This window comes from Bacillus cereus group sp. BfR-BA-01492, from assembly GCF_022662815.1.
GTDB lineage: Bacteria > Bacillota > Bacilli > Bacillales > Bacillaceae_G > Bacillus_A > Bacillus_A cereus_BD.
In genome coordinates, this window is record NZ_JAKUEH010000017.1 from 1 (window position 1) to 15195 (window position 15195).

A 15195-nucleotide genomic window follows, 5' to 3' on the forward strand; every position below is an offset into this window, starting at 1 on the left:
ATCTTTTTAAATTCTGCATTAAATTTCTTGTTTGCCATACGGACACTTCCTCCTTGAAATCCATTGTAAGGACTTAACTAAGTTGTGTCCATATGACTATACTAACTCCAATAAATGAGTTTAAAGTGATTATATAGTATAATGTCTTCTAATAATTTTTAATCAAATTTCTTTTAAAATTAATCTATACTTAAGACTGTCCATATTTACTGTAAAAGCGCAAGTATGTCCATCTTTAAGTGGTAATACAACTCTCTATTACTTATTATGTTCACTATATAAAATTTAATTTTAAATCTATGTAATGAAAATTATTTGATTTTAAGTAACAACTTAGCCTTATTAAGATATATTAATTATAAAATGTGATTTTCGGTCAATTGTATCATATGTTTTAGTTATAGGTAAAACATATTTATAATTCTTTTACTATAGATTTAAGATTATTTAACGAAAGTATAGAATATTTTGTGTAAATGAATAAAGATGTAAAAAAGGGAAGACCTGTCTTAATAGAATTAAGTTATCACACAAAATTCTAAGAAAAGCGATCTTCCTATGAATCAGTTTACATCGGAAATCATTGAAATACTAGTCCAAAAAGGAATTAAAATGACAGAAATCCCTCATTTAATTGAAAAAATATACAGTCATCATTACACCCCTCAAACCATTTCAAACAAATTTATTTTTATATTAAAAGTGAAGTTCTATCTGAAAGGGGCGAAAAGTCATTTACACAAAAATATTGACGCTCTCTATTTAACTCTATAGGTATTCCTTTGTATCAAATAAATTATTATATTTTATGTTGTAACATTAAATATTTCATATATGAATCTTATTTTTATTGAATAAAAATGTTGATAATTTTTTAGATTAATAGAAGGAATAGTCATAAAAAAAATAATATTATAATTAAATTAAAAAAAGAATAAACTAATTATAGCTTGTATAATTAAAATAGACTTTTATAAGTAAGGATGAGTATGAATGAAAAAAGTAAGAAAAGCTATTATTCCAGCAGCAGGTCTAGGAACACGTTTTTTACCTGTCACAAAAGCAATGCCAAAGGAAATGTTACCAATTGTTGATAAACCAACAATTCAATATATCGTCGAAGAAGCGATTGAATCTGGAATTGAAGATATTATTATTGTAACGGGAAAAGGTAAGCGAGCAATTGAAGATCACTTTGATCATTCCGTTGAACTGGAGCAAAATTTATTAGAAAAAGGAAAGTACGAAATCCTTGAAAAGGTACAAGAGTCTTCCAAGATTAATATTCACTATATAAGACAAAAAGAGCCAAAAGGCCTTGGACATGCTGTTTGGTGTGCACGTAAATTCATTGGTAATGAACCATTTGCAGTATTGCTTGGTGATGATATTGTCCAAGCAGAGACTCCTTGCTTACGTCAACTAATGGATCAATACGAAGCAACAAAATCGTCTGTTATTGGGGTTCAAGCAGTGCTAGAAAACGAAACGCATCGTTATGGGATTATCGATCCAATCGAACAGAGTGGTCGTCGTTATCAAGTGCGTCAATTTGTCGAAAAGCCAGCACAAGGAACAGCGCCATCAAACTTAGCGATTATGGGTCGTTATGTTTTAACACCAGAAATTTTTGCGTTCTTAGAAGATCAACAGACAGGCGCTGGTGGTGAAATTCAATTAACTGATGCAATTCAACGTCTAAATGAAATTCAAAGAGTATTTGCATATGATTTTGAAGGGAAACGCTATGATGTTGGAGAAAAATTTGGATTTATTCAAACGACTATTGAGATGGCGTTACAACATAATGAATTAAAGAGTGAGTTATTGGACTACATGAAACAATTATTAGAAAAGAAGTAGTTCTTAATTAGCCATAATAAAACCCATTTTTCGGTAGGTGAAAAAATGGGTTTTATTACAATTATTTAGCTAACCAATATTTAGGGAATAGATAAATTTGTGGTTTCTGAGAAAATTAAAGTGAATTTACTATAAAAAGTTAACCTATTATTAAAATATAACATTTAAGAAAACATAAGGAAAATAAAGAAATCTATAGTAAAAACAAGAAATAAATAGAAAAACGAGTGTAAATTGGATTTTTCTTTCTTATTTTTGTCATATATAATGAGTTGTGAATACGACACTTAAGGCAACCAATGTTTTGGTACATATATTGCCTTTCCCTAACTTGGGCACACACTTCTTTCTACCTCCGTGTCAGCTGTAATTATTTTTATTATACGAAGCTTGTTATTGAGAAAAGAGTGTGTGCATTTTTTTGAAATCAATAGCGTTTCTTTTTTTATAATGACAAACCACTGGCAAAATGGGATAATAACATATATCCTAGTGGTAAGACCAATACGGAAGAAGGAGCGATATTTTCATGTTAAATATAGAACAAATTAAAGAAATCATTCCACACCGTTACCCATTCTTGCTAGTTGATAAAGTATTAGAAGTAGAAGAGGGAAAGCGCGCAGTTGGTATTAAAAATGTATCTGCAAATGAAGAATTCTTTAATGGGCATTTTCCTGACTATGCAGTCATGCCGGGAGTATTAATTGTGGAAGCATTGGCTCAAGTCGGAGCAATTGCGATATTAAAGAAAGAAGAAAATCGTGGACGCCTTGCCTTCTTTGGAGGTATTGATAATTGCCGTTTTAAAAAGCAAGTACGCCCAGGAGATCAACTCCGATTAGAAGTAGAAATGACACGCGTACGCGGTCCAATTGGAAAAGGAAAAGCTGTTGCAACAGTAGATGGCGAAATTGCTTGTGAAGCAGAAATTACATTTGCTCTTGGAGAAAAAAAGGAATAAGAGATAATAATAAATTTAAATAGACGAATAACGAAAAATATTTTTGTTATTCGTCTATTTTTTTAGATGAAACTATTAGTGTAGTGGAAGAGGAATGTCTTGAGGTTAAATGATAAAAAAGCAAATATATCGTATAATAGGTATGGTCTTAAATTTGGGAACTGAATCTTTATAATTAGGGAGTTATTGTTGGTTAAAGAAAGAAAGGTGAAAGAATGAAAAAGAAGATTTTATTATGGATATTAGGAGTTATAGGAATCATGATTATAGGCGGAGGAATTTACGCCTACAACATTTATTCCTCAGTTTCAAAAACATTAGATGAAGTTCATAAACCTTTAAAACGTGACGAAAACAATAAACAGGAAGAAAAAATTAGTAAATCTAAACCTATTTCAATTTTATTACTAGGAGCAGATGAACGTGGAGCTGATAAAGGGCGTTCAGACTCTCTTATGGTTATTACACTCAATCCACAAACGAACTCTATGAAAACGCTAAGTATTCCTCGTGATACGTACACAGAGATTGTGGGAAAAGGAAAGAAAGATAAGATTAACCATGCTTATGCGTTCGGTGGAGTAGATATGTCTGTTGCGACAGTAGAGAATTTCTTAAACATTCCTATTAACTACTATATAGAAGTGAACATGGAAGGATTTAAGGATATTGTTGATGCGGTTGATGGAGTAGATGTGAATAATGATTTAGAATTTTCTCTTGAAGGACATCACTTTAAAAAAGGAAGCATCCACTTAACAGGTGATGAGGCTCTAGCTTATACACGTATGCGTAAAGCGGATCCACGTGGGGACTTTGGGCGTCAAATGCGTCAGCGCCAAGTGATGCAAGCGGTTATTAAAAAAGGGGCAAGCTTCTCTTCGCTTACAAGCTATGGTGATGTGTTAACTGCGATTCAAAAAAATGTGAAGACGAATTTAACACAAGATCAAATGTTTGATATGCAGAAGAATTATAAGGATTGTTTACAAAACAGCGAGGATATTCAAATCCCAGGTGATGGACATAAAGCTGCTGATGGTATTTGGTACTATTATGTTACAGATCATGCAAAACAAGAGTTAACAAATAAATTAAAAGCGCATCTTGAATTAACACAATGATGAAAAAAGAGAAGCAATCATCGACAAAATATGTTCGATGATCGCCTCTCTTTTTTTGTAGGATATTTGCTATACTAAAATATGCGATGAAAGGAGGAGACAGATGAAAATTCTCGTGGTGGATGATGAGGCGAGCATTCGGAATTTGATTCGGATGCAGCTGGAGATCGAAGGATATGATGTACTGACGGCAGCTAGTGGGAAAGAGGCGCTAGAGAGATGGGAAGATGGGCCGGATGTGCTCATTTTAGATGTGATGCTTCCGGATACGGATGGGTATGAGTTGCTTCGTTTGTTTCGGGAGAGGAATCGCGATATTCCGGTGCTGATGTTGACGGCGAAGAGTCAGATGAATGATAAGTTGCTTGGGCTTCAGCTTGGAGCTGATGATTATGTGACGAAGCCATTTAATTATGCCGAGCTCATTCTTCGAGTGAAGAATATGGCGCGGCGTGTGACGAAGAGGGAAGTGCCTCAGAATCATGAGGTGATTCGTGCTGGTGAGATTGTCGTTTGTCCAAAGGAACGGAAGGTGCATGTGAGTGGAGAGGAAGTGCAGCTGACGTACCGGGAGTTTAATTTATGTAAGTTGTTTGTTTCGAATCCGCAGCGCGTATTTATGAGGGATGAATTGCTTGAGAAGGTGTGGGGCTTTGAGTATATCGGAAATACAAGAGCGGTGGATATTATGGTGCAGCGCCTTAGAAAGAAACTTAAGGCGAGCGGTGAGCATATTAAGACAATTTACGGCGTTGGATATAAGCTGGATTGTTAGGTGATGAGATGTCGTTAAAACGAAATATGGTGTTTGGCATTGTCGGATTGTTGATTCCGATTCTTTGTCTTTTATATACAGTTATTTATATTGCGCTTGAGAAGAATATGTATCGTAATGCAGCGGCTTCTTTAGAGAAGTTAAGTGTAGAAGCGCAAATGTATACGATGAATTATGTAGAGAAGGAAGCAGAAGTAGAGAAAATCGGACAAAGCTCTCTTCTAGTGGCTTCTTATTTAGCAAAACGCATGGATGTCCGCGTTCAGATGATTGGGAGAAATGGAGATGTTGTGGCAGATACGGAGAAAGGGGCATTGCTTCATAAGAACGTCGATATTGAGAAGTCACTACAAGGAAAGAAAGCGTATGTGTTTGAAGAGAATGAATCAGCGCCGCTCCTTTTATTTTCAAGTCCGGTTTATTATGGAAACGATGTCATTGGCTCCATTCGCTTTATTAGTGAGCTGAAGGATGAGAAAGAGATTTTAACAAATGTGAGCTGGACGTTTTTGGTGACATCGCTTTGTTTAGTTGCAGGAGGAATTTTCTTTGCGATTCGATTAGCGAATTCACTTCATAAGCCCATTGATCAGTTAAGACGAATGGCGCAGCGGCTCGCAAATGGTGATTATCAAAGTAAGATTGAGCTGAGTGAATATGTGGAAATTGCGCAGCTTTCTGCGTCCTTTAATGCGATGGCGGATGGGATTGAGCTTCATATTTCACAGCTGAAGGAAGAGAAGGAAAAGCAAAAGGACTTTTTAGATCGAATTACACATGAGTTGAAAACACCTCTTACAGCGATTATTGGATATGTCGATTTAATTCCAAAGCTAAAGGAAAGGGAAGATATAAAGGAGAGTCTCCGTTATGTTTCGGTGGAAAGTCAGCGATTATTATCGCTTGTGGAGGAACTTCTGCAATCTTCAAAATATGGCACGAGTACGTTTGAAGTGTCGCCGACGATTGTGAATATAAGGGAGTTAGCAGACGAAGCCATTTCCATTGTTACGCCGCGCTTACAGCAATTTGAGATTAAGGCGATGAATGAATTATCGGAAATACATGTTGTGGCGGATTTTGATAAGACAAAGCAAATCTTCTTAAATGTGCTTGATAATACGATTAAGTATAGCGATGCTTCAAAGGTAAGTTTGAATGTTACGATGAATGAACGGGAAGCAAGCGTAATGATTTATGATGACGGAATTGGCATGGATGAAGAAGTACTAGCTGAATGGAATCGTTCTTCAAAAGGGACAAAGCTTACTTCTAGTTATGGAAATGGTTATGGCTTATCCATTTGCCAAGAGATTATGAATAAGCAAGGCGGAAGTATGCAGATTAAAAGCAGCGCGGAAGAGGGAACGATTGTGATGCTGACATTTTTATTGCCAAGGCACATGGAAAATATAAAAAGTTTGAAAGCGGTTGAATGATACATTTATGAAACAATTATGCGATATTTTCGAAACAACGTTTTTTTATCTTGGAGGTAGGCAGAAATGAAAAGGCTATCATTTCAAATTCTTTTCTTTGTCTTTTGTATAATCGCTTCTCTCATATTGTTTTATGTGTTAGAAGAACAGTTATATAACCACGTTACAATTGTGGATGACAAAGAAGCCGTTTTAGAAAAATCGAATGAATCCCTTCCAACTGAAGTGAGAGTAAAGCATGAGAAGTGGGGAGAAGTCGTTGTAACGGATGAAGTTCGTCTACATGCGATTGTTTCATTCTTCGATCGAATGAAAGTACAGCAAACGGAAGCGAAGATCCAGGAACAAGTATTTACTGGAGAAGTAACGTACTTGAATGGACATAAGCTTACTTTTGCAGTAGGTGACTTGTTCCAGTATGGGGCTGAAGTATACGGGAAGAAAGGCATGGATACGATGGTTTCCGCGTTTCAAACGTATTTATTAAGTCTCTATTATACGCCGGAGATGATTCACCATTTCTTTGCATCGGCGCAAGAAGTTGTGGTAAGGCAAGGCGAAAGAGTGTGTACGATGGATCTTACGCCGATTTTGGATTCGATTCGGCAGGCAAAGCAAATGACAGATTATGGAGAAATTCAGAAGTTATTGCAATCGCAGAATGAACCGATTGCTTATGTGACTGCTTATCACAGAGGAAAGCGCGTTACGAATGATCGCGAGGATATATTGACGATTTCTGTCTATCCTTCGTACTTCGTTGTGCAATATCTTGGTGATAATAATGGGAATGTCATGTATATGAAAGGCTCCCTAGCTGATTTGCTTGTAAAGGAGAATGTTTCATGAGAAAGATAGCCTTTTTTCTTTTCTTGCTTGTAATAGGAGGAGCGATGTCTAGTTGCTCTCGAGATACAACCTCTATTCCATATTATAAAAATGGTCTTCCGAATTTAAAGGACCGTCATCTTGTTGCGTATGTAGCGGCTCGTGAAGAAGTAGGTGAAGCACTTCTTTCATCATTTTGTAAGCCGCGCGGGTGTACGTATGAGTTTATTCGTTTGTCGACAGAAGAGATCCTGCGGAGAGTAGAAGAGGAATCGAAAAGTCCGAAGGCGGATATTATTATTGGCGGTACGCTAGATGCGCATCAAACGATGAAGCGAAAAAAGCTATCAATTCCAGTTACAAGTCAGCATGCAAGTCGTCTTTCTACAGCTGTTAAAGATAAAGATGACTTTTGGTATGGCTATGAAGTAGAACAACTTGCGATTATGGTGAATAGGGAGCGGTGGAATGAGGAAATTGCGCCGCTCGGACTTTCTTATCCGAAGGAGTGGAAAGATTTATTACACCCTGCATATGCCGAGAAAATTGTCATGCCGAATCCAAATATTTCAGGAACTGCCTACACGTTGTTCCAATCATTTATTGATACATTTGGTGAAGAAGAAGCAAAAGGGTATGTGAAGAACCTTGCCTATCAAGTTGCGAAAGTGACAATCAATGGATATATGCCGGCTGAGTATGTAGCAAGTGGGGAATATTTGATCGGAATTAACTTTATAGGAGATCAGCGAATGCTTCAAAAACAGGGCTTTCCGATTGTAAGTCAAGTGCCGGGGCAGACAGGGTTATCTGTGAACGCCATTTCGAAACTAAGAGATGCACCAGGTGGTATTATAGCAGATTTATTTATTGATTATTGCTTATCGGGAGAAGCGGGGCATATTTTAGAGAAAGTTTCGTTTGGTGTGCCGACTATGCTTGCAAAGAATCAGAAAGAAATAGAAGGTCAGCCTGTGAGAAGAACAAATAAAGATATATCGAATAGTGGGCTTATCGAGATTTGGAATAGACAGCGTCTCTCTCAAAAGTAGGTAAAGGAGAAGAGATGGTATGTTTAAATGGTTAAAGCCAGCACCAGCTATAGAACGATTACCAGCGGATATGATTGATAAAGTATACAGACTGTTACGCATCCGCGTGTTAATTGGGATTTCAGTTGGATATGCAGCGTATTATTTAGTTCGTAGTAACTTTACGTTATCAAGTACGTATTTAATGAAGGAATATGGTTTTAGTACAACGGAAATTGGTTTATTAGGTTCCGTTGTTGCGATTGTATATGGGCTAAGTAAGTTCTTTATGGGGAATTTATCAGATAAAGCGTATGCTCAGCGTTTTATTGCGGTTGGTTTATTCTTATCAGCAATTATAAATATTTGTTTTGGGTTTGCATCTTCATTTGGAATAATTTTAACATTATTAGTTTTCAATAATATTTTCCAAGGAATGGGGGCACCGCCTTGTAGTACCGTAATGACAAAGTGGTTCTCAAAGAAAGAGCGTGGTACCAAAACAGGGCTTTGGAATATTTCACATAACGTCGGCGGAATGCTTGTACCACCACTTGTTGGTATCGGTGTAGGTATTTTCGGTGAAAGTCATTGGCAAGCCGGCGTGTTTATCTTCCCGGCGATAATTGCAATGGTAATTTCAGTTCTTATGTGGATCAATGCGAAGGATACACCAGAATCTGCTGGTCTTCCACCAATTGATGAATATCGTAATGACTATGAAAATCTTGAAAAAGCAGACAATGCAAACAAAATGTCACCAAAAGACATTTTAATGAAATATGTTGTGAAAAATAAATTTGTTTGGTACTTATGTATTGCGAATGCATTCGTATACTTAATTCGCTTCGGTGTTATTAACTGGGTACCAATTTACTTAACGACTGTAAAAGGATTTACACAAGCGCAGTCCCATGCAGCATATTCTATTTTTGAAGGAATGGCAATTCCAAGTTCCTTACTAGTTGGTCTTTTAAGTGATAAATTATTTAAAGGAAAACGTATGCCGTTATGCGTAATTAGTATGGTTGGTGTTGTTGTTGGAACGATTGTATATTGGCAGGCAACTAGCATACTGGTTGTAAGTATTGCTGTTTCTGTTATCGGTTGCTTAATTTATGTTCCTCAGTTCTTAATTGGTTTAAGTGCAATGGAATTAGTACCGAAATTTGCAGTAGGTACAACAGTTGGTATGTGCGGTCTATTTGCTTATGTAGGAGGAAGCTTAACAGCGAACTTAATCATCGGATTCATGGTTGATCACTCTGGCTGGGATGGTTGCTTTATCTTACTACTTGCAGGTGGTATTCTATCAACATTATTCCTATTAATCGTACAACTTGGACACGAAAGAAAAAATCCAGCAAACAAAACAGCATAACGATGTATAGAAAAGAGCAATCCAAAAACGAACTGTTTTTGGATTGCTCTTTTTATAATGGTGTAAGATTTATACGAATGAATATAACTCTACTTGTGAATTTTTAATTTATATTTCGTTCTTAGCGTATATAGGCTGACTTAGTAATAAGCAGACATGTTACGGCCTTTCCATTCATAGTAATCTAGGATACCCGCATAGATGGCTTCAGCTGCGCGTTGTCTCCATTCAGGTGAAGCTAATTTTTTTCCGTCTGCTTCATTATCTACAAAGCCAAGCTCTGTTAATACAGATGGCATTGTATTTTCGCGAAGGACATATAAATTTCCTACTTTTGTACCTCTGTCACGTGTTTTAAGAGCTGTTATCAGACGGTTTTGAATTTTTTCAGCGAGTACACGACTATCATTTACATATGGATTTGCTCCTTTTGTTGGGGCTTTGTAGTAGAAAGTTTCTGTACCATGTGCGTTACCGTTGAAACCATTCGCATGAATACTTACAAAGATATCACCTTTATTTTTTTGAGCAAATTCCACTCGTTTTGCTAGAGAGTCTTTTGAATTGTTTCCTGGTCTTGAATGTGCATCACGTGTCAGCAGTGCAGTAAACGGTGTTTTTTGAGCAAATAGTTTTTGCACGCGTACTGCTGTGTCATATACAACTGGGCTTTCATTCATATAAATTCCTTTATGACCGCCATCGATCCCGCCATGACCTGGATCGATAATAATTGCTTTTCCTTCTAAGAAATTATTTTGTTTATTTTGTTTGTTTTGAGGGGTTAATTGATTTTTATCTACCCATTGGAAACCAGCATTTGTACGAATACGAATCCAACTTCCCTTTTCCTCAATAACGGTTACTGTTTGTGCAGTATATGTACCTAATACTTTAGATGAATGCGATGCTTCTTGATACGTAGTAAATGTACTATGAATCGTTTCTTTCTTTTCATGTAACGGAGTCCATTTTTCTCCTTTAGACGTTACAATCTTTAGCCAACCATCTGTACGCTGTTCTTTTACCACGATGATTTGCGGTGCATGCTGATTCGCTGTAATCCCTGAGGATAAGGATGGCTGGTGATATGTAATGAAATATCTGTTCATATACATTCTTTTTGCTTTGTCTGCTTTTTTCATATCTGTTTGTGCAATAAATTGCGCTGCTTCTGCACGAGTCACAATACCACGTGGCTTCCAGCCGTCACCAGTACCTTTTGAGATTTCTAGTGCAACTAATGTATTCGTCAGCTTTTCGCCCCAATGTCCTTTTAAATCACTAAACTGCGTTGGTAAATCACCAATAATTTTATTGTTTAATTTATAAGCTTCAACAAGCATAGAGGCCATAGAAGCACGATCAATGTGTTTAGATGGGTTAAAGTTACCGCTCCCATCTCCTTTAATGACACCAGCTTTCTCAACCGCTGCAATATACGGAGCTGCCCAATGATTTTTCGCATCCTGGAACGACGGTTTTGCTTCTTTGTTAACCTGTAAACCTAGTACCATAGCCATTAACTTTGCTGCTGAACCACGGTCAATTTGTTCAGATGGTGAAAACGTTCCATCTGGTTTTCCATCAAGTGCTTTTTTCTCCACTAAGTAGTTAACGGATTGTTTCGCCCAGTCTGGTACATCTGGAAAGGTCTTTTTTGCTGCTGAAGTATTTGCTGGAGAAATGAGTAAGTTCGCTGCCAAAATTCCTACTGTAAGTTTTGCTGTAATTCCCTTATAGTTCACTTGATTCGCTTCCTTTCTAAAATATTAGTAAATCTATTTTTTTATTATCTTCTATAAATTGATAGATAAAAAGAGAGAAAAGTTCCTTTAATAAAGGGAGATTCATGCAATGAGCTGGAACTGAGGAAACTTACATATCAATAGATTCCCTCCCATGCATAGATGAAGAAAACCGCTGTTTTATGATCTACCTTTCAAGCATATAAGTGTTTCATGGCTTCTACATATAAACTTAATGTATACTTTACAAATTCTTCAAAAACAAATGTTAAAATTTATTAGGGTATGAAAGGCAAATTATATGTATAAAGGAGATGCAGGCGTTGGGGATTTTTGTATCGGAAGTTGAGACGTTCTATTTTTGTTCAGCAACTGTCACAGAAGAGGATTGTACATTTGATTTTGTCGTTCGTAGCACACCGGTTGGGATTTCAATTTGTTTCGTGGAGAATGGTTATGAGGATGAGTGGTTTCCGATGAATGTGGAGACTTATTTAAGAGTAAATGAAGGGATGTTTCCAAATGAGGAAGCAAAAGAAGAGTTCCGGAGACAATTAAAAAGTGAAACAGGCTGGATGCTTGATAAACAAGGGGAAAGCGAAGGATGTACGATTCAAAGAGCAATGAATGCTGCTGAATATGAAGCCTTTCAGCTTGTGAAAAGGAATATTCCTAAAAAAATGAGAAAAGATGATTCGAGATTTTTAGTGGAAGATGAGCCGAGAGAGCATCTTTTTAAAAATCGCTCAGGTCACCTTATGTAAGGTGACTTTTTTACGCGATTCTTCCTTAAAACTTGCTTAAAAGATAAGATGTCATATTTCTAAACATTACTATTTTTGTTACAATAGAATTGTTAGTGTAAAACTTTGTAAAAAAAGCGTAATAGTAGGAGAGATTTCGTTACGCTTTTCTGAAAGTTTTGTATAATGATACGATTGTTATATCAATATAAAAAGGAGAGAAAATATGTTACCAAACACGGTTCGTACTCCAAACAAAAAAAAGAAATGGATTATCATTGGGGTTATTGCATTAATTGTTGTCGTTGCAGCGATTAACATTTTCGTCATGCAAAATAAGAAGAAGGGCGAGGCGAAGGTGGATGCTGTTAGTTTCGAAAAAGTAACAGAGCGTAAGCTAAATAATACGAAACTAATTGCAGGACAAGTAAAGCCAGGAAATATTGAAAGTTTCTATGCAGATCCAACAAAAGGGAAAGTGAAAGATATTGCAGTAAAAGAAGGGCAAGAAGTTGAAAAGGGAACGAAGTTATTCTCTTATGATAATGAAGAAATCAATTTACAAATGAAACAAGTGGAGCTTGAGCAAAAAATGGCAACGATGCGTTATGATCAAGCGAAGAAGAAAATAGATTCATTGAAGAAAGAGATTAAGAAAGCGAAAGATAGCGGCGCTGGAAAAGAAGTGACAGAGCCGATGGAAGAGCAAGTAAGTGAATTAGAATTACAGCAAAAAACAACGGATCTTGAAAAAGAAAAAGGTCAGTTGCAGGTAGAAGAATTACAGAAAAAACAGAAAGAACTTACGATTTATAGCAACTTTGCAGGTGTTGTACAAAAGCTAGATAAAGATGCAGCGCAAAGTTCCTCACAAGCGATGGGTGGACAAGGAAAAGCGTTTTTACAAATTGCTTCTAAAGATCCATTCCAAATTCAAGGGACATTAACTGAGCTTCAAAAATCACAAATTCAAAAAGATCAAACATTTACTGTAACAGCAAAAGCAAACAGTAAGAAAAAATGGACAGGTAAGATTATAGAGGTAAGTGAGTTCCCAACAAGTGCAGAGATGGCACAAGCGGCAGGAGCGGGTGAAGCGACTCAAAGTATGTCTCAATATACATATAAAGCAAGCCTTGATAGTCAAGATGGTTTATCTCCAGGTTATCATGTGTCACTTCAAGTAAATTTAGAAAATAAGAAAATGATTGCTGTTCCGAGTAAGAGCATTGTTGAAAAAGGTGACGACGCATTTGTATACATAGAAGAAAAAGGAAAGCTTCGTAAGCAAAATGTGAAGAAAGGGTCTACTGATGGAGACTGGACAGAAGTTCTTGAAGGCGTAACAGTGGGACAAAAGGTGGTTAAAAATCCTTCCGACAAAGTGTATGACGGAATGGAAGTGAAAGAAAAATGATTACACTAAATAATATTCAAAAAACGTATTATCAAGGAAAATTGGCAGTACCCATTTTACACGGCATTAGTTTAACGATTCAAAATGGTGAATTTGTATCGATTATGGGCCCGTCTGGTTCTGGTAAATCGACACTTATGAATATTATTGGTTGTTTAGATCGTCCGACAGAAGGTGAATATATGTTGAACGATGTGAATATCTTAACAGCAGACGAGTCAAAACTTGCTCTTATTCGCAATGAGTATATTGGCTTTGTCTTTCAACATTTTAATTTATTGCCGCGTCTTTCTGCGGTGGAAAATGTTGAGCTTCCACTCGTGTACGGTGGTGTGAAGAAAGCTGAGCGTCGTAAGCGTGCCCTTGAGGCCCTTAGCAAGGTAGGATTAGCAGATCGAGTGCACCATTTACCGAATGAATTGTCAGGTGGACAAAAGCAGCGTGTCGCAATTGCAAGGGCAATTGCGAATGAACCCACGTTTATTATGGCCGATGAGCCAACGGGTGCTCTTGATACGAAATCTGGCGAACAAGTGATGGATATCTTCACAAAATTAAATGCAGAAGGTACAACAATTGTTATGGTTACACATGAAGAAGAAGTAGCGGCATATTCCTCACGCCGCATTGTGCTGCGAGATGGAAAAATTACAGAAGATAGAAGGTGTGCGGTATGAGTTTATTAGATAGTATAAAAATCGCCCTATCTTCTATCCTAGCGCATAAACTTCGTTCCGCACTTACAATGCTTGGTATTATTATCGGTGTCGGTTCTATTATTACCGTTGTTGCCATTGGACAGGGCGGGGAAGCGATGTTAAAGTCGAAAATTGCGGGTTCTGGTAATAACTTGATGCCGATTCATTTTGTTCCTGATATTAATGATCCATTTGGGGCAGAACAAGAAGCACCGAAAATTACAGATGAAGATATTTTTGAAGTGAAAAATATTAAAGAAGTTTCACATGTAATTACAACGAATAATACAATGGAACCACTTGAGGTAAATGATAAAAAAGAAATGGTTACGGTCATAGGGCTAGACAGTGAATACTTTTCGGTCAATAAAGTAAAGGTTGTGAAAGGGCGCTCGTTAAATGAAGCGGATATTTCACAAGGAAATAACGCGGTCATGATTAGTACAAAGACAGAAGAAGTATTATTCAAAGATGAAAATCCTGTTGGGAAAATTCTCGAGATGAAAGGTCAGCCAATGCAAATTATTGGTGTGTATAAATCCGAGAATGAAATTATGGGATTTGAAAGTGCTGAAGTGTTAATTCCGATTACATTGTGGCCAATTTTATATGGAACAGATGAAATTCAAAGTATTGCGATTCAATCTAAAAATGTAGATGACCTAGAAGAAGCAGGTAAAAAGGCTGTTGAAGTATTAAATAGTCGTAAGCCGAGTGAAAGTTCAGGTAAGTATGAGATGTTGAACTTAAAAGAATTCCAAGAAGGAGTTTCTAAAGTAACCAATATCATGACAATGATTATTGGAGGAATCGCTGGTATTTCTCTAGTTGTTGGTGGTATTGGTGTTATGAACATTATGCTTGTATCTGTCACAGAGCGTACGCGTGAAATTGGTATACGTAAGGCGCTTGGAGCAACGCGCAGCAAAATTTTGCTACAATTCTTAATTGAAGCTGTTATGTTAACGTTGCTTGGTGGATTAATTGGGATTTGTCTTGGCTATGGCGGGGCATATATTGTTTCTACATTCGCGAAATGGCCACCGCTTGTCTCATGGGAAGTTGTCGTTGGCGGCGTCGTATTCTCCATGACACTCGGTATTATTTTCGGATTAATTCCGGCGAACAAGGCTGCGAAATTAGACCCAATTGAAGCACTTCGTTACGAGTAGTTTGCTAGTGTA

Annotated in this window: 13 protein-coding genes; 12 read left to right on the top strand and 1 reads right to left on the bottom strand. The window is 36.8% G+C overall.

Going from position 1 to position 15195, the window contains the following annotated elements; all coding sequences use genetic code 11:
- Positions 1 to 993: 993 nt before the first annotated feature.
- The 8 genes from galU (at position 994) to pgtP (ending at position 9405) form a co-directional block, all read left to right on the top strand.
- Positions 994 to 1863 (top strand): UTP--glucose-1-phosphate uridylyltransferase GalU, encoded by an 870-nt coding sequence (galU, locus tag MR063_RS17560; RefSeq protein ID WP_242200384.1) that lies wholly within the window; start codon positions 994 to 996, stop codon positions 1861 to 1863.
- Positions 1864 to 2392: 529 nt separating this feature from the next.
- Positions 2393 to 2827 carry a 3-hydroxyacyl-ACP dehydratase FabZ gene (fabZ, locus tag MR063_RS17565; protein ID WP_087099396.1) on the top strand — a complete coding sequence of 145 codons (435 nt, stop codon included), beginning with the start codon at positions 2393 to 2395 and terminating at the stop codon, positions 2825 to 2827.
- Positions 2828 to 3042: 215 nt separating this feature from the next.
- Positions 3043 to 3951 carry a polyisoprenyl-teichoic acid--peptidoglycan teichoic acid transferase TagU gene (tagU, locus tag MR063_RS17570; RefSeq protein WP_242200386.1) on the top strand — a complete coding sequence of 303 codons (909 nt, stop codon included), beginning with the start codon at positions 3043 to 3045 and terminating at the stop codon, positions 3949 to 3951.
- Positions 3952 to 4054: 103 nt separating this feature from the next.
- The gene (locus MR063_RS17575; RefSeq protein WP_242200387.1) at positions 4055 to 4726 is read left to right on the top strand and encodes a response regulator transcription factor; all 672 of its coding nucleotides are present in this window, start codon (positions 4055 to 4057) and stop codon (positions 4724 to 4726) included.
- 8 nt (positions 4727 to 4734) lie between these two features.
- Positions 4735 to 6165: a sensor histidine kinase gene (locus MR063_RS17580; RefSeq protein WP_242200389.1), complete on the top strand. Its 1431-nt coding sequence runs from the start codon at positions 4735 to 4737 to the stop codon at positions 6163 to 6165.
- 66 nt (positions 6166 to 6231) lie between these two features.
- Positions 6232 to 7014 (top strand): DUF3919 family protein, encoded by a 783-nt coding sequence (locus MR063_RS17585; protein WP_242200391.1) that lies wholly within the window; start codon positions 6232 to 6234, stop codon positions 7012 to 7014.
- The gene (locus tag MR063_RS17590; protein ID WP_242200393.1) at positions 7011 to 8045 is read left to right on the top strand and encodes an ABC transporter substrate-binding protein; all 1035 of its coding nucleotides are present in this window, start codon (positions 7011 to 7013) and stop codon (positions 8043 to 8045) included. The genes MR063_RS17585 and MR063_RS17590 overlap by 4 nt, the downstream gene beginning before the upstream one ends.
- A 19-nt stretch (positions 8046 to 8064) precedes the next feature.
- Positions 8065 to 9405, top strand: a complete 1341-nt coding sequence (pgtP, locus tag MR063_RS17595) for an MFS transporter (protein ID WP_242200395.1) — start codon at positions 8065 to 8067, stop codon at positions 9403 to 9405.
- A 140-nt stretch (positions 9406 to 9545) separates the two neighbouring features.
- Here pgtP and MR063_RS17600 read toward each other — a convergent pair whose 3' ends face one another.
- Complete coding sequence (locus MR063_RS17600) at positions 9546 to 11153, bottom strand: N-acetylmuramoyl-L-alanine amidase (RefSeq protein WP_242200397.1); 1608 nt, start codon at positions 11151 to 11153, stop codon at positions 9546 to 9548.
- 314 nt (positions 11154 to 11467) lie between these two features.
- Here MR063_RS17600 and MR063_RS17605 point away from each other — a divergent pair, with 314 nt between their 5' ends.
- The 4 genes from MR063_RS17605 (at position 11468) to MR063_RS17620 (ending at position 15183) form a co-directional block, all read left to right on the top strand.
- Entirely contained in the window at positions 11468 to 11917 is a 450-nt protein-coding gene (locus tag MR063_RS17605) for a hypothetical protein (RefSeq protein ID WP_242200399.1), read from the top strand.
- 205 nt (positions 11918 to 12122) lie between these two features.
- Positions 12123 to 13313 (top strand): efflux RND transporter periplasmic adaptor subunit, encoded by a 1191-nt coding sequence (locus tag MR063_RS17610; RefSeq protein WP_242200401.1) that lies wholly within the window; start codon positions 12123 to 12125, stop codon positions 13311 to 13313.
- Complete coding sequence (locus MR063_RS17615) at positions 13310 to 13990, top strand: ABC transporter ATP-binding protein (protein ID WP_242200403.1); 681 nt, start codon at positions 13310 to 13312, stop codon at positions 13988 to 13990. The genes MR063_RS17610 and MR063_RS17615 overlap by 4 nt, the downstream gene beginning before the upstream one ends.
- Positions 13987 to 15183 carry an ABC transporter permease gene (locus MR063_RS17620; RefSeq protein ID WP_242200404.1) on the top strand — a complete coding sequence of 399 codons (1197 nt, stop codon included), beginning with the start codon at positions 13987 to 13989 and terminating at the stop codon, positions 15181 to 15183. Before MR063_RS17615 ends, MR063_RS17620 begins: the two co-directional genes overlap by 4 nt.
- The last annotated feature ends 12 nt before the right edge of the window (positions 15184 to 15195 follow it).